Here is a 23423-nt window from a genome sequence, read left to right as displayed (position 1 = left end):
AATTTATCAAAATTGATGAAAAGTATTTTATAGAAAAGAAAGGAAAAATTCAAGGGCCGTCCAAAAATGTACATCCTTGTACATTTTTGGACTTCGAGTTTTTAGCTTCGCAAAAAACTCGTAAGCATGGAACCACCGCCGTCCATGGCGGTTGATGAATGTATATCCTTGTACATTTTTGGACTTCGAGTTTTATACCTTAAACTTACCTACTTCTGCTGATAAGCTTTCTATGTTGCGTTTATTCTTTTGGGTAATCTCGCTTACATCTTGTACTGCGTTGCTGATCTGAATTGCACCGGCTGCCATTTCGTTCATGCTGTCCGTTATCACTCGTGTCAGAGAATCAAGTTTTTGCATTTCGATTGCAACATTTTCACCGCCCCTAAGCATTTCTGCAGAGCCGTCATTTACCTGATTGGTTACTATATTGATGTCGCGGATTGCTGTAAGAACTTCACGGCTGCCGTTTTCTTGCTCACGCATAGCATTCATCAAATTTTGACTCATAGTTTTTACTTGATCGGATAGGTTGAAAATAGTATTGAATTTTTCCTCTGCCGTTTTTGCAGAAGCCGAAAGTATTTCAATTTCTCCTGACAGAACTTTTAGAGTTGATGTGATGGTTTTACCCTGAGTGCTGGACTCTTCTGCAAGTTTTCGTATTTCTTCTGCAACAACGGCAAATCCCTTTCCTGCTTCGCCTGCATGGGCGGCTTCAATAGCCGCGTTCATGGCCAATAGGTTTGTCTGACTTGCAATATGCTGAATAACATTGCTGGCTTCCAAGAGTCCGCCCGACTCTTCGGCTATTCTCTGGGTAACACTGTTTGCTCCTGCAACGGTTTCTTTTCCGTCGGCTGTGGCAGCTGCGAGGGTCTTGATAACATCGTTTGTTTTATCCAGAGTTTGAGTGATTGAGGCGATATTGCCTACCATCTGCTCTATAGCAGAAGAAGACTCTGCAACGCTTGCTGCCTGATTTTCAATACTTCCGTTAAGATTTTTTATAGTCCGGATAATCTGTCCTACAGTAGCAGCCGTTTCGCTGACACTGGCTGCTTGAGTAAGAGCCTGTCGTTTTACTCCGTCAATATTTGTACTTATCTCATGTACGGCACTGGCTGTTTCCGTCATATTGCTTACAAGCTCCGAACCTGTGTCTGTCATCTCGTCGCTGTTTTTTCCGACTATTTTTATTGATGAGCCGATTTTTTCTATTGTCTGATTAAAGTATTCGGATAAGTCAGTTACCTCATCATTCCCGACCAAGGGCAATCTGACGGTCAAATCTCCTTCACCTTGGGCAATATCCTTGAGAGCGGACACTACAACATTTATAGGCTTTATCATTTTGTAAGCTGCTATAAAAAGTATAACTAAGCTTACCCCTAAGATGGTAAAACCTATAAGCAGCATTCTGTTTCGCAGAACATCAATACTTCCCATAAACTCTTTCATGGGAGCCATTATAATAACAGTCCAATCTGCGTTGCCCATCTTTGCATAAGAGGCTATATAGGATTCTCCTTCATATTCATAAAATCCTACCTCACTTTTGTGACTGTCCAAAGCTTGTTGAGTAAATTTCGTGAGCGATTCCAACTCAGGGTTTGCTTTTGCTTTCTTTAAAATATTATCCTGCGCATTTACCAAATCAAAATTTTTGTGTGCTATTGTTGTTCCGGAGCGGCCTAAAATATAGCAGTTTCCTGTTTCACCGATTATAATATCATTAATATCGTTGGATAGATGCTCGGCATCTATTGTACAGTTTAATACTGCAGCAACATTCTTATCTTTGCCGTATACGGGAACCGAAAAGACGAAAACGAGTTTATTAAGAGAGCGGGACAAAATTGGCTCTGAGGCAAATCGTTTGCCGCTTTCAGCGGCTTTAAACCATTCTCTATCCTTTACCGATATAACCTGTCCGTCTTTTGAAGTCCTTATCTCCGAAAGATCATACAAATTAAGCTGCTCCAATCTTTCATTAAAAGAGACTTCTTTGTCCAAGACAGCCGCTTTTTCATCATATGGAACGCTTTTATCGGTTAAGATAGGCATACGGGCTATCCCTTCTAAAAATTGGAAAAAAGCCGTAATCCTTCCGTCAATAATTTCTGCCGTATCGGCGGCCTTATCTTTAAGGTGAAGTTCCACCTTTTCGGTTACGGTTTTTCTTGCTGTGCGTACTCCCAAAAAACCAAGTGTAAAACCTGCCGTAAAAATTAAGCTGCCGAATATAATCAATAGCTTGTTTCTCATTGAAAACCTTTTTTTCATCTAGTTTTCTCCTTAAATTAAAAAAGTATAATAAATTTGAATGTGTGAGTTGTAAAAATATGAATGAAGCTCTGCTTATAAATACCGGCAAGTATTAATAGTTACATGGTTTATAGTATAATTTTTTATGATTACGGACTCTTTTCAGGGCAACCGCACCAGATTGCTGAAGCGGTTGGCTTCCTTATTGAGCGAAATTTTAAACAAAATTTCGCTCTTTTGTTCAAAAAAACAGGGTAACCGCATCATAGGGGGAACAAAATAGCAAAAAAATAGGCTGTGAATACCCCTCTTGCAGCCGCATAGCGGCGAAAGGCGGGTTGAACAGCCTATGTTTTTTGCGAAGATGAAACTCTGGTGCGGTTACCCTGGGACTCTTTTATTTTCATCTTCCCAAAAACTTGATTTTTTTGTATAATCTTTTCGTATGAAAAATCAAAACCAAGGCGGACACCTGAATAAGCTCATCGTAAAAGGTGCCCGTGAACATAACTTAAAAAACATTGATGTTGAGCTTCCCCGCGATAAGCTCATCGTTATATCGGGGCTTTCAGGTTCGGGAAAAAGCTCCCTTGCCTTTGATACCATCTTTGCCGAGGGGCAGCGCCGTTATGTCGAGTCCCTTTCGGCTTATGCAAGGCAGTTTTTGGGCAGAATGGATAAGCCCGATGTGGACTATATTGAGGGGCTATCACCCGCCATTTCTATAGAACAAAAGACAACCCACCGTAACCCCCGCTCCACGGTCGGTACGGTAACGGAAATTTACGACTACTACCGTCTCCTTTTTGCCCGTACGGGGCACGCCCACTGTCCTTCTTGCGGAAAGGAGATTAAGGAGCAGACGGTTGACCAGATTATAGACACAATCATGGGCTGGCCTGAAGGAACCCGAGTTCAGATTCTGGCTCCCATCATAAAGGGAAAAAAGGGAGAGCACCAAAAGATTGTAAGCGATGCGATTGCTGCAGGCTTTGTGCGTGCCCGCATCGACGGACTTCTCGTAAACCTTGAAGACGGAATAAAGCTCGACAAACAAAAAAAGCACACAATCGAAATAATCGTAGACCGAATTCAACTGTCGGGCGATGTAAGGAAGAGGCTTTCCGAATCCGTGGAAACTGCCTTGGAAAGTTCGGGCGGAACCCTTCTTGCTACAAGGCAGGATGCTAAGGATTCCCCCGTAACCGAGGTTTTCTTTTCGCAAAAAAATGCCTGCTCGGACTGCGGAATTTCGATGCCCGAATTGCAGCCCCGTCTTTTTTCTTTTAATAACCCGATAGGGGCCTGTCCCGAATGTACGGGGCTTGGTATGACGCAGCACTTTGACCAAGACCTGATAGCCCCCGATAAGGGACTTTCTTTCAATGAGGGCGTTTTTGTTCCGTATAACCCCGAATCGGACTGGAACAGGGTGCGCTTTGAAGCCCTCGCGGCCCAATACGGCTTTTCCCTTGATACGCCACTAAACAAGCTACCAAAAAAAATTCAGACCATCCTTTGGGAGGGTTCGGGCGACACGAAGATTCAGTTTTCCTACACGGCCAAAAGCGGAACAGGCAAGTACTCTTATAACCGCCCCTGGCCCGGCATAATGGCCGACATGAACCGGAAGTATAACGAATCCTACTCGGCCTCTGTCAGGGAGTACTACGAAAAATTTATGTCGATAAAGCCCTGCAAAACCTGCGGAGGGATGAGGCTTAAGCCTGAGGTGCTGGCCGTAACGGTGGGCAATAAAAACATTCATGAGCTCACCTGTCTTTCGGTAGGGGATTCTATCGGCTTTTTTGAAAAACTAAAACTTTCTGAAACGGAAGAACACATAGCCGCTCAAATCTTAAAAGAAATTAAGGCCCGCTTGGAGTTTATGAAAAACGTCGGGCTCGATTACCTGACCCTCGAAAGAAAGGCTGCAACCCTTTCGGGAGGGGAAGCTCAGCGCATAAGGCTTGCGACCCAGATAGGTTCAAGCTTGATAGGCGTTCTTTATATTTTGGATGAGCCTTCGATAGGGCTTCATCAAAGGGATAATCAGCGCCTTATCGACACTCTTTTATATTTGCGCAATTTGGGGAACACCCTCATTGTTGTAGAACATGACGAGCAGACTCTCCGCACGGCCGACTACATTGTAGACCTAGGCCCTGGGGCAGGCGTTCACGGCGGAAACATTACGGCGCAAGGCTCGCCTGAGGAAGTGGCAAGGGTAAAAGACAGTTTAACAGGCCAATATCTTGCAGGAACCCTTAAAATGGATATCCCCGAAAAAAGACGTGAGGGCAACGGAAAGGCCTTGGAGCTTTCGGGCGTGAGCGAGCATAACCTAAAAGACGTTTCGATAAAAATTCCTTTAGGGGCCTTTACCTGCATCACCGGAGTTTCGGGTTCGGGGAAGTCCACCCTGTTGACCGATGTACTTTACCCTGCCGTTTCAAACAAGATTATGCGTTCCTCCCTTCCCGAAGGGGCCTATAAAAAGATAAACGGCCTTGAACACATAGACAAGGTTATCAATATCGATCAAAGCCCCATCGGAAGAACACCCCGCTCAAACCCGGCAACCTATGTAGGAGTTTTTACGGGGATAAGGGATCTTTTTGCAAGCCTTCCCGAATCGAAGGCGAGAGGTTATAAGCCCGGCCGCTTTTCGTTTAATGTGCGGGGCGGAAGATGCGAGCATTGTCAGGGGGACGGAACCCTCACAATCGAGATGAACTTTTTGCCTGATGTTTATATAGCCTGCGATGTTTGCCGAGGGAAGAGGTTTAACAAGGAAACCCTCGATGTCCGCTATAAGGGCAAAAACATTGCCGATGTTTTGGATATGACCATTGAGGAAGCTTCGGAATTCTTTGCTCCCATTCCTCACATTGCCCGAAAACTTCAAACCCTCTTATCGGTAGGTTTGGGTTATATAAAGCTTGGCCAATCGGCCCTTACCCTTTCAGGCGGAGAAGCCCAGCGTGTAAAACTTGCAAACGAACTTGCAAAGCGCTCTACGGGCAAGACCCTCTATATTTTGGATGAACCGACAACGGGCCTACACTTTGCAGATGTCAAGCAGCTCATGCAGGTTATCCACCGCCTGATTGATCAGGGAAACACCGTCGTTATGATCGAACACAACCTTGACGTTATCCTTCAGGCCGATAAGATTATCGACCTCGGCCCCGAAGGCGGAACAAACGGAGGGCAAATCATAGCCGAGGGCACTCCTGAAGAAGTTGCAAAGATAAAAAAATCCTATACGGGATATTACATAAAGGAAATGCTTGACCGACTCAGGTAAGACGGAATAATGAAAAAAGCTTTGCAGGGGTTAATATTTATTGTATTTCTCTTTTCGTTCAATTCTTTAAAAGCCGAGGAAAATCCCGAAAAAAAAATAAAAATTACGATTAACTCTGCAGAGCTTACCGAGTATGTGAAGGTTCCTTCTGCCCCAATTACTGAGCCTATTAATAAAGATTCTAAAATTGAAAGCGGCGAAAAAAAAGATGAGCTCATTATTTTTACCGGCTTTGTTTCGATTTCTGTAACGGATGAAAATTCAGTATCGACAATTACTGCCGATAAAATAATTCACAACAAAACTCGGGAAACCTTGACTGCAACAGGAAATGTTGTTTATACCCGAAAGGTCGGTTCTTCCGAAGGGGAAAGTTTCAAGGGCGAGGCTCTGATTTTTAACATTAAAAAACTTGAAGGCGTTTTTGTCGACGGCATCATAGAGCAGGCTCCTTCAAAAAAAGGTCAAGACCCTTTTAGAATTCACACAGGTCTTGCAGGAAGAAATGAAAGCGGTGCTATAGCTTTTAAGGATGCCCTGCTTACGACAAGCAAAGAAAAATACCCTCTTTGGTCGATTAGGGCAAGCCGTCTTTGGATTTTGCCCGGAAACGAAATGGCTTTTTTTAACGGTTTTTTGTCGGTCGGAGTTGTACCTATAATGTACTTTCCTTTTTTTTATTATCCTTCGGATGAAATGCTTTTTCATCCGGTCTTCGGCTTTAAAAACAGAGAAGGTGCTTTTGTTCAAACAACTACCTATCTTTTGGGGCGTAAGCCCGCACCTAAAAGCGATGAAGCAACTTCTTTTTCTAACTTTATGCAAAGCGACACCGTAAAAAAACAAAAGCTTGAGGGTTTGTTTTTTAAAAAGCTGGATGAGCCGGCTTCGGATTCAGGCAGTTCCTATTTAAAACTTATAGCCGATGCTTATTCGGGCCTAGGATACTTGGCCGGTATCGACGGTAAAATTACTCCTAAAAGCGGCTATATAAAACAGATTGACTTTCACGGCCTTTTCGGTTTTTCTTATACCTTGTATCCGGGGAACGGCCTTTTGTTTAGCCAATACGGAGATCTCGGCAAAGAAAAAAAACGTCAATAAGGCAAACCTTTTTGGTGCAATAGTTCCTTTTAGGTACAGTTTTAATTTTAATATGAACATGACAAAAAATCCGTTTAATGTCTCCATATCATTCCCCTTTATTTCGGATCCTTTTTTTAAAAAAGATTTTATTGGAAGAAGCGAGGACATGAACTGGTTTAAATATTTTTTAAACAAAGAAAAAATGGCTTCTGCCGAAGGGCCGTCAAGTGAGCCGTTTTACTCATGGAAAATAGACGGATCAATTAATCCGAGTTTTTCGGTATTGAGTCCTTGGATAAGTTATATGTCTCTTGAATCTTTTTCGGGGAAGGTTAATTTTGAATCAAAGAAAAATGATAGTCTTGCCGGACTTGATGCAAACCATGCACCCGACAGATTATTTTATTACCCTAAAAATATTTTGCCCGAATTAAGAGCAGGGCTCGGCGGGACTATTTTTTCAACATCTATGTTGTCTCGAAAAAAAGATATAAAACAAAAACAAGATATAGCAGGTATTAAAAATCCTTTTGAAGAAACGGGAATAAATAAAAATGATAAGATAAATAATGAAAAAAAAGATGAAGGAAAAAAGGAGGCTCCTCCGATTTTTTCCAATGATCTCTTTCCTCCATATAAAGTTAACAGTGTAACACAAAACCGGTTTTTGAATTTAATAACTTATGATTTGACATATAAACTAAACGGCTCTGCATCCCAAGATATAATTTTTAATCATAAAGATTGGAAAAAGCCCTTTGATATTAATTGGCGTGATTTTTATTCTTCCTATTATAAATTAAATGGGCAGGTAAGATTTGACAGCCGGCTTTCTTATAATCAAGGTTTTTTGAATTTATCAAATTCAATTGAGTTAACCGGCAATAATCAAAAACATATATGGCATAAGGACAAAACAGAGCAGGATAAGCTTCAATTAAATAATTATAAGTTAAATGTTTATAGCTTAAATAATTCCAACAGTTTAAAATTTAGTCCGTTTATTTCAAACGATTTATTTAAACCGACTTTTCTTGAATGGGCTATTTCTGAAACTCTTATCCAAAATAAATTTAAAGGAACTGTTGCAGTCCCTGAATGGGAAACCGTTAAGGTAAAATGGGATAAGGAATATATTAAGACTCATACTGCATCGGCCGGTTTTGGAATTAATATAAAAAATTATACCCAGCTATTTACCTCATCCATGAATTTATCTCCGCTTTTGGAAGCGTATTCTTTTACGGGAAACTTTGCCTTCCCTTACGGAAAACTTAATATTTCTACAAGATTATTTGAAAAAGAAAAAGCGGTAAAAAAATACTTTTGGGATCCGCTGAATGCCGGCTTAAATTTTTCGTTCCCGTATAATATTTCTCTAAGTCAATCCTATGTTTACAACATTGAAGAAAAAAGAAGTGATCGATATGCTGCTTCTTTTTCATGGAAATATATTTCGGCAGTTTATGCGATGAGTTATGATAATCCCTATGAATTGATTCCGGGTATAGGATGGCGGTCCTTACCGAATAAAAAATTTATTCCGAGATCTTTGGATGTAAACTTTTCCAACTCGTCTCAACCGATTGAAATTTATGCTTGGAAAAACAGAATTAAACTGCAATTTTCATTTAACTCATCTCTCAATTTTAATTTGATAAGGTTAACGGATTCTTCGTTTTCATTTTCACCCAAACTAGTGTTTAAGATTCACGAATTTTTAGATATAAGTTTTAGTTCATATAGCCGGAATGATGTTATAGCAAGATATTTCCAAGACTCGCTTAATCTTCCTATCGTAATTCCGGGTGAGAAAAATGTGTTTAAAGATCTGCTTTCTTCCTTTTACTTTTGGGATGAAAAATCAAGAAGGCTGTCCGGTTTTAAATTAAAATCTCTTAATGTTGATGTAACTCATTATTTAAAAGATTGGTTAATGAAATTATCATACTCTATAAAACCTGTATTGCGTAAAACTCAAACTCGAAATTATTATGAACTTGTTCCTACTGTAACATTCTTTGTTCAATGGAATCCGATAGGCGATGTAAAGGTGCAGACAAAAAAAGAGGACAATGTTTTTTCCGTAACGAGCGGAGAGTTAAAATAAAAATTGAATCTTAACGAAAATTTTAAGCCCTTGATTTTCTTTTTTTTATGGTATATACTCCGTGCATTATGGAATTTACGAATGAGTTTATTGAAGGTCTCAGTGTAAACGAGGTCGATATTATGAAGCGTATTGCAGAAGAGCTTAACATAAAGGTTGCTCAAGTTTCTGCAGTTATAAGTTTGGTTAATGAAGGCTGTACAATTCCCTTTATTTCGCGTTACCGAAAAGAGATGCACGGCTCTCTTGACGAGGTTCAAGTCAGGGATTCAGACCGCCTTTTTAAATCTTATACAAATCTGGAAACCCGCCGTCTTGAAATTGTCCGCGGAATTTTTGCAGCCGGAAAGTTGACCGACTCTCTCTATGAAAATATAATGAAGGCCGGAACCCTTACCGAGCTTGAGGATATCTGGCTTCCCTTTAAAAAGAAAAAGAAGACCCGCGGTATGCTTGCCGTCGAAAGAGGTTTACAGGGCTTGGCCGATTTAATGAAGGAACTTGAAGCCGCTCCGTTAGAAGAAAAAGCTAAGGACTTTGTCGTTACAAGTGCCGAAACGGAAGAACTCAATGTTCCGACTGTTCAAGATGCTCTTCAGGGGGCTGCCGATATAATTGCCGAAGAGATTTCCCAAGATACCGAAAACCGCAAAGCCGTTCATGATTATTTTATAAAGACCGGAAAATTTGAAGTGAAAGGTCTCGGAGATGAAGAGGCTGCAAAGACTTCCGTTTATCAGATGTACTGGGATTATTCCGAAAACTTAAACGAAATTAAACCCCACCGTGTGCTTGCAATTAACCGCGGAGAGAGGGAAGGGGTTTTGGAAGTAAAAATAGATGTAAGCATTGAAGATGCAATTTCTCTTTTGCAAAACAAGTACACCTTAAATAACGATTACCACAAAGAAGCCATCGCAGACGGTCTTGTGCGCTTACTTGCTCCTGCCGTTTTGCGTGAAATAAGAAGCGACCTTGCCGATACAGCTGACGAACACGGTATAAATATTTTCAGCGAAAACCTAAAGCATCTTTTGATGACCCAGCCTATTAAGGGAACCCGTGTTCTCGGGGTTGACCCCGGTATAAGGACAGGTACTAAGTGTGCCGCCCTTGACGAAACGGGAAAGTATCTCGGCTCTTTTGTAATTTACCAGCATAAGGCAGATGAGGCTAAGTATCTGTTGCTTGAGGCCGTTAAAAAATATAATGTGCAGCTCATCGCTGTCGGGAACGGCACGGGCTCCCACGAGGTGCAGGAAATAGTTTCCGCAGTTATAAAAGAATCTTGTCCTGATGTTTTGTTTACGGTTGTCGATGAAGACGGAGCTTCCGTTTATTCTGCAGGCGATGTTGCCCGCGAAGAGTTCCCCGATTTGGACTTGACTATAAGAGGTGCAATTTCTATCGGAAGAAGATTACAGGACCCGCTTGCTGAGCTTGTAAAAATAGATCCTAAGTCCATAGGTGTCGGGTTATACCAGCACGACTTAAACCAAAAAAAATTAAGCGAAGAGCTTGATGCCGTTGTAGGCTCGGTTGTAAACAATGTAGGGGTAAACCTTAACACTGCAAGTGCTTCTTTGTTAAAATACGTTTCGGGCGTAAGCTCCTCCCTTGCAAAAAAGATTGTTGCCCGCCGAGAATCCGAAGGAATCTTTACCGACAGAGAACAATTAAAAAAGGTAAGCGGGATGGGGCCTAAGTCTTTTGAGCAGTGTGCAGGTTTTTTAAAAATCCCTGAAAGCTCCAACCCCTTGGATAATTCCTGGGTTCACCCCGAAAACTACGAAACAGGAAAGCTCATCTATGATGTAATTCATAAAAATGAAGAAGTATCGGGCGAGCTCCGAAGCGAGATAAAAACCAAGTACAATATCGGAGACCAAACCATAAACGATATTATCGAAGAATTAAAAAAAACTAACCGCGATCCGCGTGAAGATTGCCCCAAGCCCATCATGCAGCAGGGAGTTCTTCAATTTGAAGACTTAAAAACCGGAATGACGGTAAAGGGTAAAATCAAAAATGTGGTTGACTTCGGTGCCTTTGTCGATTTAGGTATCAAGGAAACAGCCTTATTACACATATCCGAGATGAGCGATTCCTATATTTCCGATCCGCTTGAAGCCGTAAAGGTCGGCGACATTGTAGAATGTAAAATCATTTCTCTTGATGAAGACCGCCGCCGAATTTCTTTGAGCCGAAAAAGCGGAGAAGGAAGCTACGAAGGAGCCGCCCGTCTTACCGCAAAACAAAAAGCCGAGGTTAAAAAGCTTGTCGTAAAAACCAAGGACGGTAAAACCATTACCGTTAAAACCGCTGCCGGTAAACCGGCTGTTCAGGGAGGCAAGGAACTTTCCGAAAGGGGAGAAAGATCTCCTGCTCATCGAGGCGACAGAAAAGTCGGTGAACCCCGCTCCCGCAAGGATGACGACGGAACCAAGTACAATCCTTTTGCAATTTTATTGCAGGGCAAGAAGTAAATCATAAAAAGCCGCCAAGAGCAATTTGCCTAGGCGGTTTATTTTACTTTTTATGTGCAAAATAAAATTTTGCCCATTCTTTATCCGAAATTAGGATATGGTTAAAAAGCCAATCCCTTAAAAAACGCACAAATGTGTTTGCAACAAATTGTTTTCCGTTTTGATAGTCTTTTACGGCATGCAGTATTTCACGCACAAAATCTTCATGGTGCTGCTTATGTTCTTGTATGCCGGGATAGTTAATTTCTGCCATCAATTTTTCTTCGTCCTTAAAATGAATCATCACATAATCTACAAGGTTCTTCATTACATGACGGAAGGTTTCATCCAATGCTCCTTTTTCGCCTAAACAGGCCCGATATAAATCGTTTATGAGCTCGACCAAGTGTCTGTGTTGTTTATCTACTTGGTCAATATTCAAATCATAGCTTTCATCCCATGAAACAAAATCATCCATAAAAAACCACCTCAAGAAAAATTATCGGCATTATATTTTATAAGTAAAATTCAAATTACTTTATTGTACGGCTCGCTCTTAAATTAAGCCATTTTTCAAAGGCCTTTATTGTGTTAATCCTGTCTTGCCGGCCTAAGTCTCTCGATGAGCCGAGTAAGAGGCTTGCAAGAATATCGTTTCCCCTTATGTCGCCTAAACCTGCTAAACCTTCCTTTGATTGAATAAAAATGCAAACAGGAAAAAGTGCGATGTTTTCAGAAAACTTTAAATCCTTTTCTATTAAGACTGCGTATGTGCCTTCTTTTAAATCCTTAGGAAAAGGGGCTCCTTCAGCAACTATAAAAAAGGCTCCTGAAAAGGCATTTTGATTTTTTATATAGTAGCCGTAAAGCTCTTCAATATGAGCTCCTTCTGCAAGCAAAAAAAGTTCTGTATCTCCAAAGAATCGAATAAGACTAGACATCCTTAAGTCCAAGTTTTTATTGCTGCCGCTTTTTGCGGTATTCGTCTTAAATACCGAATCGAAGACAGAAAAAAATTGCTCTGAACGCTTGAGTCTGTATTTGTTTTTGCTCTCTATAGATAAGCTTGCTGTTTTATAGCCCTCATTTAAAAGATAGCGTTCAAATGTTCCGATATATTCTTCATTCGGAAAAGGAGGAACTATTATTACGGCTTCTTTTTCGTTACGGCAAGGCTCCGGCTTATAATACAGTGCGGCCGTTTCTTCATTATCATTTTCAATAAAAGAAATGCTTTTTTTTTCGGCAAGAGAGGTAAATACGGTATATTCTCTTTCAGGCGAAAAATAAAAAGCTGCAAAAAAGGATGCTCCTAGCAGGACCAGGAGGAAAATTCTTAACAAAATCGAAGGAATTGTGTAAAAATTATTAGGAACTTGCCTTAAAAACATTACAAATCTTTCAAATTCTGTTATAATACAGATTATGACTATTAGTGCTGTGGGGATTAGCGAGAAGATTAAACCTTGGCCTATAATTACAAAAATTAGGACTATCAAAGAGGCAAAGGGTAAACTTGAGATTGCGTCAGCTGTTTTAAGAGCTTTTGAAAAAGGACGAATCAAAGGCAAAATCAACAAAATTAAAACAAGTATTTCGCTGACAAAAAAATCAGACATAGAATCCTCACAAGTAAAATTTAAGGAGCTTACATGACAGACGGTGCTGCAGAAAAATTAAACCTCGATGAACTGGACTTTTCCTTTCCCGAATCTAAAATCAGGGAATTAAAAAATAACGGAGCCGACTCAACTATAGTCGGTCAAGACCGTGCTCTTAAGGCAATTGAACTGGGCCTAGGTATTGAGGGCGAAGGTTATAACATCTTTGTTATGGGTGCACCCGGAACAGGCCGAAGAACCGTTATATCATCTCTCTTGAGGAATTATAAACCAAATTTTGCAAAACTTCAAGATATAGCCTATGCTTACAATTTCAGCCGGCCGATTGAGCCGATTGCCCTTTTTTTTCCTGCCGGAGAAGGCCGCCTTTTCCGCAAAAAAATAAAAAAGGCTGTAGGCCGGATTCATACTCAAACTTTAGCCCTCTTAAAATCTGAAGGATTTTTAGCCGACCAAAAAAAGATAATTACGCAAGCCGACAATGAAGAAAATATGCTCTTAACGGAATTCGAATCCAAAATGCTGCACACAGGCTTCAAGGTGCTGCAGATAAAGGATGAAAATAATCAATCAGTGGATTTAATTCCCATCATAAAAGGAAAAGAGATTTCTTTTAGCGAGCTTCAATCCAAGGCTGCCAGAAAAAAATTCAGCGAACAGGAGCTGGCTGCCTTGCGTGAAAAATACTATGCATCTCTTGATGAAATGTCCGAGCTCTTTTCTCTTTTAAGGGATAAAAGAATTGAGATGGATGAAAAGCTTGTAAAGCATCAAAAAGATGCCGTTATGCCGATAATTAATGAAGCCCTTGCTCCATTAAAAAAACTTGTAGATTCTTATGCTGAAAAGTATGATAACCCCAAACAAATTGAAGACAATAAAAAGATTCTTTTATTTTTAAAAAAGACGGAAGAAGATTTAATCAGCCGAATGAATATCTACAGCTCGGAATTTAAATCTTCCAGGATAAAGAAAAATTTTTTCGGGCGTTACCTTATCAATCTTATTTGTGAAAATAATAAGGACAAAAATTATGTAATAAATGAAAATCTGCCGAGTTTTACCAATTTGTTCGGAACTATCGAGTCTCATTCCGATTCGGATGCCCCCGAAATTAACGGACACTTGCGTATAAGGGAGGGTGCCGTCCACAGGGCATTCGGCGGCTACCTGATTATCCGCCTCCATGATCTTCTTGAAGAAGATGATTCGTGGTCGTATTTAAAAAGAGTTTTGCAGTCGGGTAAAATCGAAATACAGATGCCTCCTTCCGGGAACCATACCCCGAGTGTTTTTAAGCCCGAAGCTCTACCTGCAAATTTTAAGATAATCATAATCGGAGGAGAATATACCTACGATATTCTTTATCAGGAAGATCCCGACTTTTATAAGCTCTTTAAGGTATGTGCGGAGTTCGATTCCGTTATGCAAAAAAGCGATAAAAATATTGCATCCCTTATTCATCTTACCGATCATCTGTGTAAAGAAAAAAAAGCTCTCAGCTTCGATGATTCGGGATACAGCCGTTTGATTTCCTACGCTTCGGAGCTTGCGGGTTCCCGCCATTTGCTTACAGCCCAATTTACTAAAATTTCGGATCTTATAATCGAAGCCGATTTTAATGCACGGCAGCAAAAAAAAGATGCCATTTGTGCAGCCGTCTTAAATGACACAATCGAAAAGCGGCACTACCTTCATGCTCTTCCTGAAGAAAAAATTTGCCGAGATGGTTCAGCTGGGCGAAATTTTAATAGATGTTTCCGGCAGAAAACTTGCAAAGATAAACGGCCTCGCTGTAGAGGAGAGGGGCTATCATTCCTTCGGCGTGCCGGTGTCGGTTACAGCCCAAGCCTCGCCGGGAACGGGCGGAATTATAAATGTCGAAAGGGAAGCCGGCCTTTCGGGTGAAATCTACGATAAGGCCCACCTTATCATAACATCTCTTTTGCGGGAAAAGTTTTCAAAGGATATTCCTCTTTCAATTTCTGCAAGTATCTGTTTTGAACAGTCCTACAGTTACATCGACGGAGACTCCGCTTCTTGTGCCGAATTTTTAGCCCTTATTTCTGCGATAGGCGGCTTTGAGATGAGGCAGGATATAGCCGTTACCGGAAGTTTGAATCAGCACGGCATGGTTCAGCCCGTAGGCGGAATTACCGAAAAGATTGAAGGTTTTTTTAATACCTGTAAGATTTTAGGATTTACAGGCACGCAGGGCGTTATGATTCCGTTCAGCAATAAAAACAATTTGTTTTTATCCAAGGAAGTTAGGGAAGCCGTAAAGGAAGGTAAGTTCAATATTTGGACAATCAAGACAATCGATGCGGGGATAAAACTTTTATCGGGGCTTCAGGAAGAGATGTACACTTGGATGATTTCTCAAAGGCTTGAAGATTTTTACAAAAAGGTCAATGAAATTTCTTTGAGGAAAAATTAAGATGGTGCAAACTTATTCCGTATATGAAATTACTTTACAGATAAAAGAGCTTTTGGAAAGAGGCTTCGGCTATGTTTCGATTGAGGGCGAAATTTCCAACTTCCGCCCCTCGGCGGCCGGCCACCTCTATTTTACTTTAAAGGATGATAAGGCTTCAATTCAGGCCGTGATGTTTAAGGGAAAGGCCCGAACTTTGAGCTTTGTCCCCAAGGACGGTATGACCGTAAAAGCGGAAGGAGCAATTTCGGTATATGAGCAGCGCGGTTCTTATCAGATTATTATCGAGGAAATGAGCCTTGCGGGCGAGGGCAATATTTTAAAAATGCTTGAAGAGCGTAAAAAAAAGCTCGCCGCTGAGGGGCTTTTCGATTCCGAAATGAAAAAAGCGCTGCCTTATTTTCCGAACCGCATTGCAGTAATTACAAGCCCTACGGGAGCCGCAGTCAGGGACATTATCAATGTGGTAAAAAGACGGAACGAAAAAATAGGCATAACCGTTCTTCCGGCGATAGTGCAGGGCGAAGATGCCGCTCCCGCCCTCATCAGGCAGTTAAAAATTGCCGACGAAAAAAACTTGGGCGATGTCATTATAATAGGGCGGGGCGGAGGCTCTTTGGAAGACCTTCTGCCTTTTTCGGATGAAGAGCTTGTAAGGGCTATAGCCGCCTGCAAAACTCCAGTCATCTCTGCGGTAGGCCACGAAATAGACTGGGCCTTATCGGACTTTGCTGCCGACATGAGGGCTCCCACTCCCTCCGCTGCCGCAGAGCTGGCTGCTCCGGTCTTAAATGATATAATTTACTCCATAGCAGTAAACCGCGAGGACCTCACGCAAAATATAGAAAACCGCATCGAAAGGATAAGGCTCATGCTGAATAATTTTAAGCCCGATTCCTTGGAACTGCGCTTTAGAAATATTCAGCAGCCCCTTCTTGCACGATTCGACAATGCAAAGGAAGAAATCCTTGCCGGTATGCAGGATAGGTGCCGAGAATTTAGACAAAGGCTTTTAATTTTAAACAAGGTATTGGAGGGTGCAAATCCTCAGGCGATTTTGGACAGGGGGTACTCCATTGTGCGTAATGCCGAAACAGGTAAAACCATCCGCTCCTTTTCGCAAGTCAAAGAAGGAGAAAAACTTTTGATTCAGCCTTCAAAGGGAAAAATAGAAGCCGAGGTAAAAAAGGCGGGTAGTTAAAGCCCCCATAAATAAACATCCTATTTATCTCTACAGCAAGCAGCTTCATTTTCCGATAAGGTAAAAAGGAGTGTTTGACAGCTCCTATTTTTAATTTATGGAGGTTCTTATGAAAAGAACTGTAGGTCTTGTTGTGCTGCAGATCGCTTTAGCTTTCTTTTTGATTGTTGCCGGTGTTTTAGGCTTAATCCGCTCAAGTGCAGGAGAGTTGGGACAGGCTGTTGCTCTTTTGGATGCTGTTTTTAAAAACCAGACAATAACAACGATTATTATAATAACATTGGCTGTAGCCGAATTAATTGCCGGCGTATTTTTGATTGTGGAATTTTTTTCCGGCGAAATCGGCCTGACCAATGTAATACTAATTGTATTTATGATTCTATGGATTGTAAATATTGTCTTAATAGATATTATCGGCCCTATAAACGGCAATATTTTTACAAGTACAATGTCCGTACTAAATTACCTTTCACAACTTTCAAGGCATCTGATGATTTTGGGTGCAATAATAGCCGTAAAATATAAGAGCCGGGTTTAATCTACAAAGACCGTGCTGAACCATGGAATATATGTAATTAAAAGCAATATAACAAATTGAACAGCCAGATAGGGCAGTATGCTTTTTACTATTTTTACTACAGGCTTTTTAAATGTGTAACTTGCTATAAAAAGGTTTATTCCGATGGGAGGTGTTAAAAAGCCGAGAGCTAGGTTTGTCAAAAATATAACTCCGGTATGGACCGGGTGTATACCAAAGCTTTCGGCAACAGGAATTATAAGCGGCGATACAACCAAGATAGCCGAATATAAATCCATAATACAGCCTACTATCAATAGCACAATATTTAATAGCAGTAAGAATAAAATTTTTGAACCGACAAAGGTAATTGCAAGTTCCGAGAGTATTTCGGGGATTCCTGCATATACCAAAAATAAGGCTAATCCCTTTGCAGCTCCTATTATTACAAGAACTCCGCCAGCCACCGGTATGCTTTGTAAAATAACATCGAAAGCTTTTTTTATATTAAAATCTTTTCTGATAAACACTTCAAGTACAAACGCATATGCAACAGTAAAAGCCGCAGTTTCAAAAAGGGTAAAATATCCTCCGAAATATACTATGACTATTAATAGAGGGAGGAGGAGTTCAAAAAATGCCGATTTAAAACTTTGCATCAGGGCTTCTTTTGAAAACCTAATTCTTTTTGAGCTTTTATCCTTTATGATTCCTATGACAATCATCGACAATGCTAAAAGGCCTCCGGGAATAACGGCTCCTTTAAAAAGGTCAAAGATATTGACTGTCATAAAATTGGTTGCTCCATAGACGATGACAGCCAGACTTGGAGGCAGTAAAAGGCCTATCGAACCGGAGGCCGTTATAAGGGCTTCCGAGTCATCTTCGGAATATCCTGATCCCGTTAAAATTACGCTTAAAATTCCTCCAACGGCTAAGATGGTTACTCCCGATGCCCCTGTGAATGTTGTAAAAAATGTTGCAACCAATACGGCTGCAATTACGACTCCGCCTCTTATACATCCGACAGAGTTTTGCACAAAGTCCAAGAGCCTCTTTCCTGCACTTCCTCCTGCCAAAAGATATCCCGCAACCGTAAATAGCGGAATTGCCGCTATTGATGTATCGGTTAAAATATTATAGGTTTCCATTGGAATGCTTTCTACATATCCGCCTGTTGTCATAAAGGCAAAATATGCCAGGCCTGAAAGCACAATGTAAAGAGGCATCCCAAAAAGACTGAATACTGAAAACAGTACAACGATAACCCATATCCAATTCGCCGAAAAGGATTGCACAAAAATGGAAATATCGCTTAAAATTAGGGTAAAGCCGGAATCGTTAATTTCTGGATACCATGTATCGAATATTAAATTTAAAAGACCTAAAACAGAGCCTGTGCTTATTAAAAATCCCGATAAAAGCCCTAATATACCAGAAACTATGCACCTGCTTCTTTTTATTTCCAATACGAGCATTGCAAAATACATTGGAGGCAGGGCAGAGAAGAAAATTTTTATGGGGATCTTTAAAACATGGTCTTCTGAAGAAAGCATATTGTAGTTCGGGAATACCGATAAAAATACGGCTGTAAGCACGGCTATATTTAGGCAGGATAAAACTTTAGATATAATTAGTTGAATTTTTTTATCGAATTTGGAAGTAAAAACTTCTATGTTAAGCTGTTTTTTTTCTATTGTAGTGATTATACCTGCAAGACAGGAAAAAACAAAGACTAATTGAACAATAAGTCTTTCAAATTCTAAACTACTATTTCCAAAGGCGGCTGCTATACGGCTTAGAAAGGGCAGTACAAGAAGTACTGCCGTAAGTGCTAAAATAAAACCTGTAACTATCTTTTTCATTCGAATATCATATACTTATTTTCTGTATGCTTCAAGCTCTTTTGTTATTTTTTCGTATATTTCTATATTTATAAGGTTCGGCATTATTTTGTGAACTTTTTTCATGTCTTCATAAAATTCTTGTGTCCAGTCCTTTTTTTGCTGAGGGCTCAGACTTATTATTTTTATACCTTCTTGCTTCATTTTTTTTACATATTCTCTTTCCATGTCCTCAAGGGCTGCATTTAAATTTTTTGTCGTACGATCCATAGCTTCTAACATTGCTGGTTTGTACTGATCCGGTATAAGAGCCCAGGATTCGTCCGACATAACAAAGCCGGCCATTATGGGGCATAGACGGGCATCAAGCATATAGGATGCATCCTTATATAGCCTGAGCGTGTAACTAAGGATAGAAACAGATGCAAAACTTTTTGCTCCGCCTGAGGCTTTGAGCTCCTGTGTGAATTTTGCAGGATCTACAGGTAATACATTGAAACCTGATATTTTTAAAACATCGGAAAAATCCTTTGTGTCGTTTGAGCATATCATCTTGATTTTTTTTAGCTCATCAAGATTTGAATAAGAATCCTTTGTATAGAAAGAAAGCCAGCCTACATTCGACCATGTTACAAGCTTACAGCCGTTTTTTTGAATTTCATTTTCAAAGGCATATCCGTATTTGTTTAAAACCAAATCAAGTTCTTCTTGGTTTTGGATTAAAAAGGGGAGAGAGAGGGTAAAAATTTTTGCATTAGGTGCAAGCTCATTTAAGCCTACAGGGCTTAGAATAGCTCCGTCTATTTGGGGTCTTTGCCCCGGGCGGGAAGGTTTCATCTTTACGACCCCTGCTTTTTCTCCTCCAAGGACAGTCATGTCCATAAACCTGACACTTACAAGTCCGTTGGTTATCTTATTCCACTCTTGGGCTAACTTTTTTAATTCGATATCCCAAGGTGTCCTAGCTGGAGCACTGCTTGCAATCTTTAAAACAATTTTCTTTTGAGCAAAGATGCCTGAAACCGTTATAATTGCAAAAAACAAAAACAATAATTTTTTCTTCATTTTCATTCTCCTAATATAAACATATCTTTATTTTCTTTTAGCCAACCGGCATATTTTTGTGAAATACCGATTACCAGCTTATTATTCGGATCAGATTCCGGATTTATTGCCATGGCTTTTTCTATTGCCTCATCAAATCCCTTACTGTCCTGCTTAGGTACACAAAAAGAAAGGGCATAGGTTACATATATTGAAGGATTTTTTCCTTCGGATAGTTCTAGGGCTTTTTTATAGGCCTTTTCGGCTTTTTCAATATTTCCGCCTAAACTTTCCGGTGCTGAGGCATAAAATTTTGCAAGAATTTCCCATGTTGCTCCTCCTGAATAGGCCGGATCAAGGCTGCATACCTTTTCAAGCATTAAGACGGCTCCCTGCAAGACCTGCAAACTTTGAATATCCAATGGGTCAAGGGAAAAGGCCGCTAAAATACCGGCTCCTGCCCAATGCAGGGCTTCTGTGTCGTAAGGTTTGCATTTTTTTAGCATTTTTTCTATATTTTCTGCATTATCTGAGTTTACTGCTTCAGTAAATCCCGGATAGGCCGTGTTTAGGGCTGAGAGGATTTTGTTATATCCTCTTTTGTAGAATTTTTTTGCTCTTAGAAAGGCCTTATCCTTTTTATCGTATTCATCATCAGACAGGTAGTTGGCAGGGCCTTCCACAAAGACATTTGAATACATTATATAAAGCTCGCCCGTCATTATGGCAAGTCCTCGATGCGAAGGATTTGCAATGTGCATTCCCTCATATAGCTTTAAAATAATGGGAAAAACCTCTCCGACAAGCTCTGCATCTTCTTCTCCCGTTAGGGCCGTAACCGGATTAGGAGCATCGGTGTCCGGTTTTACTTTTTTTTCCGGTAAAGGAGCCAGTGCGTTTGCTGCCGAGTTGTAGGCCATCTTTTTTATCGAACAAGAAGAAAAAATCAGGCTGACTAGAAGGAGCAGCATAAAGATAATCTTATTTTTCATTTTTCCAATCCTCTATAAATTTTTCATAGGCAGCAATAGATGCTGAAAGAGCTATTTCATGAACCTTACTTCTCCCCCCAATATTGTTTCCTTCAAGAATATAAAGGGCATCTAAGGTTCCCTGAATATCTTCGATGGTGCAGTCCTTAGAATTAGCTCGTCTTCTGGTTAAAACTCGTATTTCATCATCAAAGAGTTCGTTAAATTTTTTTATTTCCCAGTCCGTAATTTCCGATACATTTTCTGACATGAAGATAATATACCCGATTTTTACAATTTTTACAAGAAGCGTTTTGTCTTTTTAGCGTACTTGACATATCTTAATTTTAAGAATAGACTAACCCCTAACACGATAAATTTTTTAGGAGGCGGAATATGGCAAGAAAAATAAAACTTGTATTGGGCGTAATAGGTTCTGATTGTCATGCTGTCGGAAACAAGATTTTGGATTACTCCTTGACCGAGGCCGGTTTTGAAGTAACCAATATAGGCGTTTTAAGTCCGCAAGAAGACTTTATAAATGCAGCTCTTGAAACAAATGCGGATGCAATCTTGGTATCCTCGCTTTACGGTCAGGGAGAGCTTGATTGTAAGGGGCTACGTGAAAAATGCGATGAAGCAGGCTTGAAAGGTATCAAGCTTTATGTAGGCGGAAACATTGTTGTAGGTAAACAAGATTTCAACGAGGTGCACAAGCGTTTTACCGCTATGGGCTTTGATCACGTTTATCCGCCGGGAACACCGGTCGAAACGACGATAAAAGATTTACATGCTGACTTTCCTGATCACGCATAGGACTTAATATTTAACTTTAAGATTTACTTAAAATGAACTGTTATTTATTTGTTGACTTTGGAAGCACGAATACGAAGATAACCCTTGTGGATATCGAAAAAGAAGATATAGTGGGTACGGCAAAGGCCTATACGACTGTAGAAACCGATGTTATGATCGGCTATAATAATGCCTTGGCTCTTTTACACCAAAAGGTCGGTAAGGACTATACTGTAGTAAAAAGTCTTGCCTGCTCCTCGGCTGCCGGCGGCTTAAAGATTATCGCCATAGGCCTTGTGCCAGAGCTTACAAGCGAGGCTGCGAAAAGGGCTGCCCTAGGTGCCGGAGCCAAGGTAATCCATACTTACAGCCACAACCTCAATAAGAGCGAGGCAGAGGAGATAGTAAATTCCAATGCCGATATCATCCTTTTGGCAGGCGGCACAAACGGCGGCGATTCACGCTGTATAGTTCACAATGCAAAGATGCTTGCCGATTACGGGGTAAAGGTTCCTGTGGTTGTTGCCGGCAATAAAAGTGCAGAAGACGAAATCATCGAAATTTTTAAGGATAAGGTCGATTTTCACTTGGCCGAAAATGTAATGCCCAAGATAAACAAGCTCAATGTTGAAAGTGCAAGGGAAACAATCCGAAGTATTTTTATGAACAATATTGTGAATGCAAAAGGCATGACCCATGTTGAAAACAATATCGATAACATACTGATGCCGACACCGGCCGCCGTCCTAAAGGCTGCCCAAACTCTTTCAGAGGGTACCGAAGATGAAGACGGATTGGGTGATATAATAGTTTTGGATATCGGAGGGGCTACAACCGATGTTCATTCCGCTGCCGAAGGGGAACCGACGCAAGGCTCGGTCTTTTTATACGGTCTTCCTGAAGCCTTTTTAAAACGGACGGTTGAAGGCGACCTAGGTATGCGCTACTCCCTTCCTACAGTTGCTGATGTTCAAGGTCCTCACGGGCTCCGTCACTACCTTTCAAAAGAATATAAGTACAATATTGAACAAGAAGTCAAAAAAAGAAACGAGCACACCGATTTTATTTCGGAAAACGAAAAAGATTTGGCCTTTGATTGTGCCGTTGCCAAGGTTTGTGCCGATGTTTCTATGAGCCGCCATGTAGGAGTTTTAACCCCTGTCTACACCGGCTGCGGAGCCAGCTTTCAGCAAGAAGGAAAGGATTTAACTGATCTTAGACACATAATAGGAACGGGCGGAATTTTAGTTTATAATCCTAACTATAAGGAAATTATGGAAGCCTGCAAGTTCCGTGAGGATGACCCTTTTAGCTTAAAACCCAAAAATCCGCAATTTCTCCTTGATAAAGAATATATTTTGTCGGCTATGGGGCTTTTGGCCACCGAAGATCCGGATATGGCTATCAGGATAATGAAAAAACATTTGGTATAGGGGCGTTTTGTATTGACTTTTTGTTGGTTTTATTGTAATATGAACCCTTAAATGTATAACAGGGCCGCAGCGGTGCGGCAGATACGCTTTTAATTTTAGATATTTTGTAGTGGAGGATTGAGTATGGCTGTACCAAGAGCGAATACATCAAAAGCTAGAACAAGACGCCGACGCGGTGTTAATATGCGTTTACAAGCGCCAAATCTTGTTGAGTGTTCCGGATGCGGTAACCTGATTATGCCTCATCATGTATGCCCCAAATGCGGGTTTTATAAAGGCAAGCAGGTTATTAACCCCGATAAATTAGACTAAAAGGAGATAGT

14 protein-coding genes and 2 pseudogenes are annotated in these 23423 nt (G+C 40.6%); 9 read left to right on the top strand and 7 right to left on the bottom strand.

The genetic code is table 11. The features are described from left to right. Positions 1–192: 192 nt before the first annotated feature. Positions 193–2286 carry a methyl-accepting chemotaxis protein gene (locus E4O00_RS08830; protein ID WP_253677008.1) on the bottom strand — a complete coding sequence of 698 codons (2094 nt, stop codon included), beginning with the start codon at positions 2284–2286 and terminating at the stop codon, positions 193–195. Between the two features lie 427 nt (positions 2287–2713). Between E4O00_RS08830 and uvrA the strand changes: the two genes are divergently transcribed. From uvrA to E4O00_RS08810, 3 genes and pseudogenes are all read left to right on the top strand, one after another. Continuing rightward, positions 2714–5578 carry an excinuclease ABC subunit UvrA gene (gene uvrA / locus E4O00_RS08825; RefSeq protein ID WP_253677007.1) on the top strand — a complete coding sequence of 955 codons (2865 nt, stop codon included), beginning with the start codon at positions 2714–2716 and terminating at the stop codon, positions 5576–5578. 9 nt (positions 5579–5587) lie between these two features. Further along, positions 5588–8774, top strand: a pseudogene (locus E4O00_RS14285) (LPS-assembly protein LptD). Between the two features lie 47 nt (positions 8775–8821). Beyond that, positions 8822–11260, top strand: coding sequence for a helix-hairpin-helix domain-containing protein (locus E4O00_RS08810; protein ID WP_253677004.1), 2439 nt, complete (start codon positions 8822–8824; stop codon positions 11258–11260). 43 nt (positions 11261–11303) lie between these two features. Here the strand turns inward: E4O00_RS08810 and E4O00_RS08805 are convergent, their stop codons facing one another. Both E4O00_RS08805 and E4O00_RS08800 read right to left on the bottom strand, forming a co-directional pair. Continuing rightward, a complete protein-coding gene (locus tag E4O00_RS08805) occupies positions 11304–11717 on the bottom strand; it encodes a bacteriohemerythrin (protein WP_253677003.1) in 414 nt (137 codons plus the stop codon). 55 nt (positions 11718–11772) lie between these two features. Continuing rightward, entirely contained in the window at positions 11773–12858 is a 1086-nt protein-coding gene (locus tag E4O00_RS08800) for a hypothetical protein (protein ID WP_253677002.1), read from the bottom strand. Positions 12859–12891: 33 nt separating this feature from the next. Here E4O00_RS08800 and E4O00_RS08795 point away from each other — a divergent pair. The 3 genes and pseudogenes from E4O00_RS08795 (at position 12892) to E4O00_RS08780 (ending at position 17034) form a co-directional block, all read left to right on the top strand. Beyond that, positions 12892–15298 (top strand): annotated as a pseudogene (locus E4O00_RS08795) (Lon protease family protein). Between the two features lies 1 nt (position 15299). Further along, a complete protein-coding gene (xseA, locus tag E4O00_RS08785) occupies positions 15300–16496 on the top strand; it encodes an exodeoxyribonuclease VII large subunit (protein WP_253676999.1) in 1197 nt (398 codons plus the stop codon). A 109-nt stretch (positions 16497–16605) separates the two neighbouring features. Continuing rightward, positions 16606–17034 carry a hypothetical protein gene (locus tag E4O00_RS08780; protein ID WP_253676998.1) on the top strand — a complete coding sequence of 143 codons (429 nt, stop codon included), beginning with the start codon at positions 16606–16608 and terminating at the stop codon, positions 17032–17034. On the opposite strand, the gene E4O00_RS08775 is transcribed toward E4O00_RS08780, so the two are convergent. Genes E4O00_RS08775 through E4O00_RS08760 form a run of 4 tightly spaced genes read right to left on the bottom strand, consistent with a single transcriptional unit; the run spans position 17031 to position 21143 of the window. Then, entirely contained in the window at positions 17031–18878 is a 1848-nt protein-coding gene (locus tag E4O00_RS08775) for a TRAP transporter large permease subunit (RefSeq protein ID WP_253676997.1), read from the bottom strand. The genes E4O00_RS08780 and E4O00_RS08775 overlap by 4 nt on opposite strands. A 15-nt stretch (positions 18879–18893) precedes the next feature. Then, positions 18894–19922, bottom strand: coding sequence for a TRAP transporter substrate-binding protein DctP (gene dctP, locus E4O00_RS08770; RefSeq protein WP_253676996.1), 1029 nt, complete (start codon positions 19920–19922; stop codon positions 18894–18896). Positions 19923–19924: 2 nt separating this feature from the next. Next, positions 19925–20893, bottom strand: a complete 969-nt coding sequence (locus E4O00_RS08765; protein WP_253676995.1) for a TRAP transporter TatT component family protein — start codon at positions 20891–20893, stop codon at positions 19925–19927. Next, on the bottom strand, positions 20883–21143 hold the full coding sequence (locus E4O00_RS08760) for a hypothetical protein (protein ID WP_253676994.1): 261 nt from the start codon (positions 21141–21143) through the stop codon (positions 20883–20885). Before E4O00_RS08760 ends, E4O00_RS08765 begins: the two co-directional genes overlap by 11 nt. 125 nt (positions 21144–21268) lie before the next feature. Between E4O00_RS08760 and glmS the strand changes: the two genes are divergently transcribed. The 3 genes from glmS (at position 21269) to rpmF (ending at position 23412) form a co-directional block, all read left to right on the top strand. Continuing rightward, a complete protein-coding gene (gene glmS, locus E4O00_RS08755; protein WP_253676993.1) occupies positions 21269–21688 on the top strand; it encodes a methylaspartate mutase subunit S in 420 nt (139 codons plus the stop codon). A gap of 32 nt (positions 21689–21720) precedes the next feature. Then, the gene (glmL, locus tag E4O00_RS08750) at positions 21721–23100 is read left to right on the top strand and encodes a methylaspartate mutase accessory protein GlmL (RefSeq protein WP_253676992.1); all 1380 of its coding nucleotides are present in this window, start codon (positions 21721–21723) and stop codon (positions 23098–23100) included. 123 nt (positions 23101–23223) lie between these two features. Beyond that, the gene (gene rpmF, locus E4O00_RS08745) at positions 23224–23412 is read left to right on the top strand and encodes a 50S ribosomal protein L32 (protein WP_002670496.1); all 189 of its coding nucleotides are present in this window, start codon (positions 23224–23226) and stop codon (positions 23410–23412) included. Positions 23413–23423: the final 11 nt, after the last annotated feature.

This window comes from Treponema sp. OMZ 788 (genome assembly GCF_024181245.1).
GTDB lineage: Bacteria > Spirochaetota > Spirochaetia > Treponematales > Treponemataceae > Treponema_B.
Note: the sequence above shows the minus strand (reverse complement) of the source record. Positions and strands in the feature narration are given on the sequence as shown.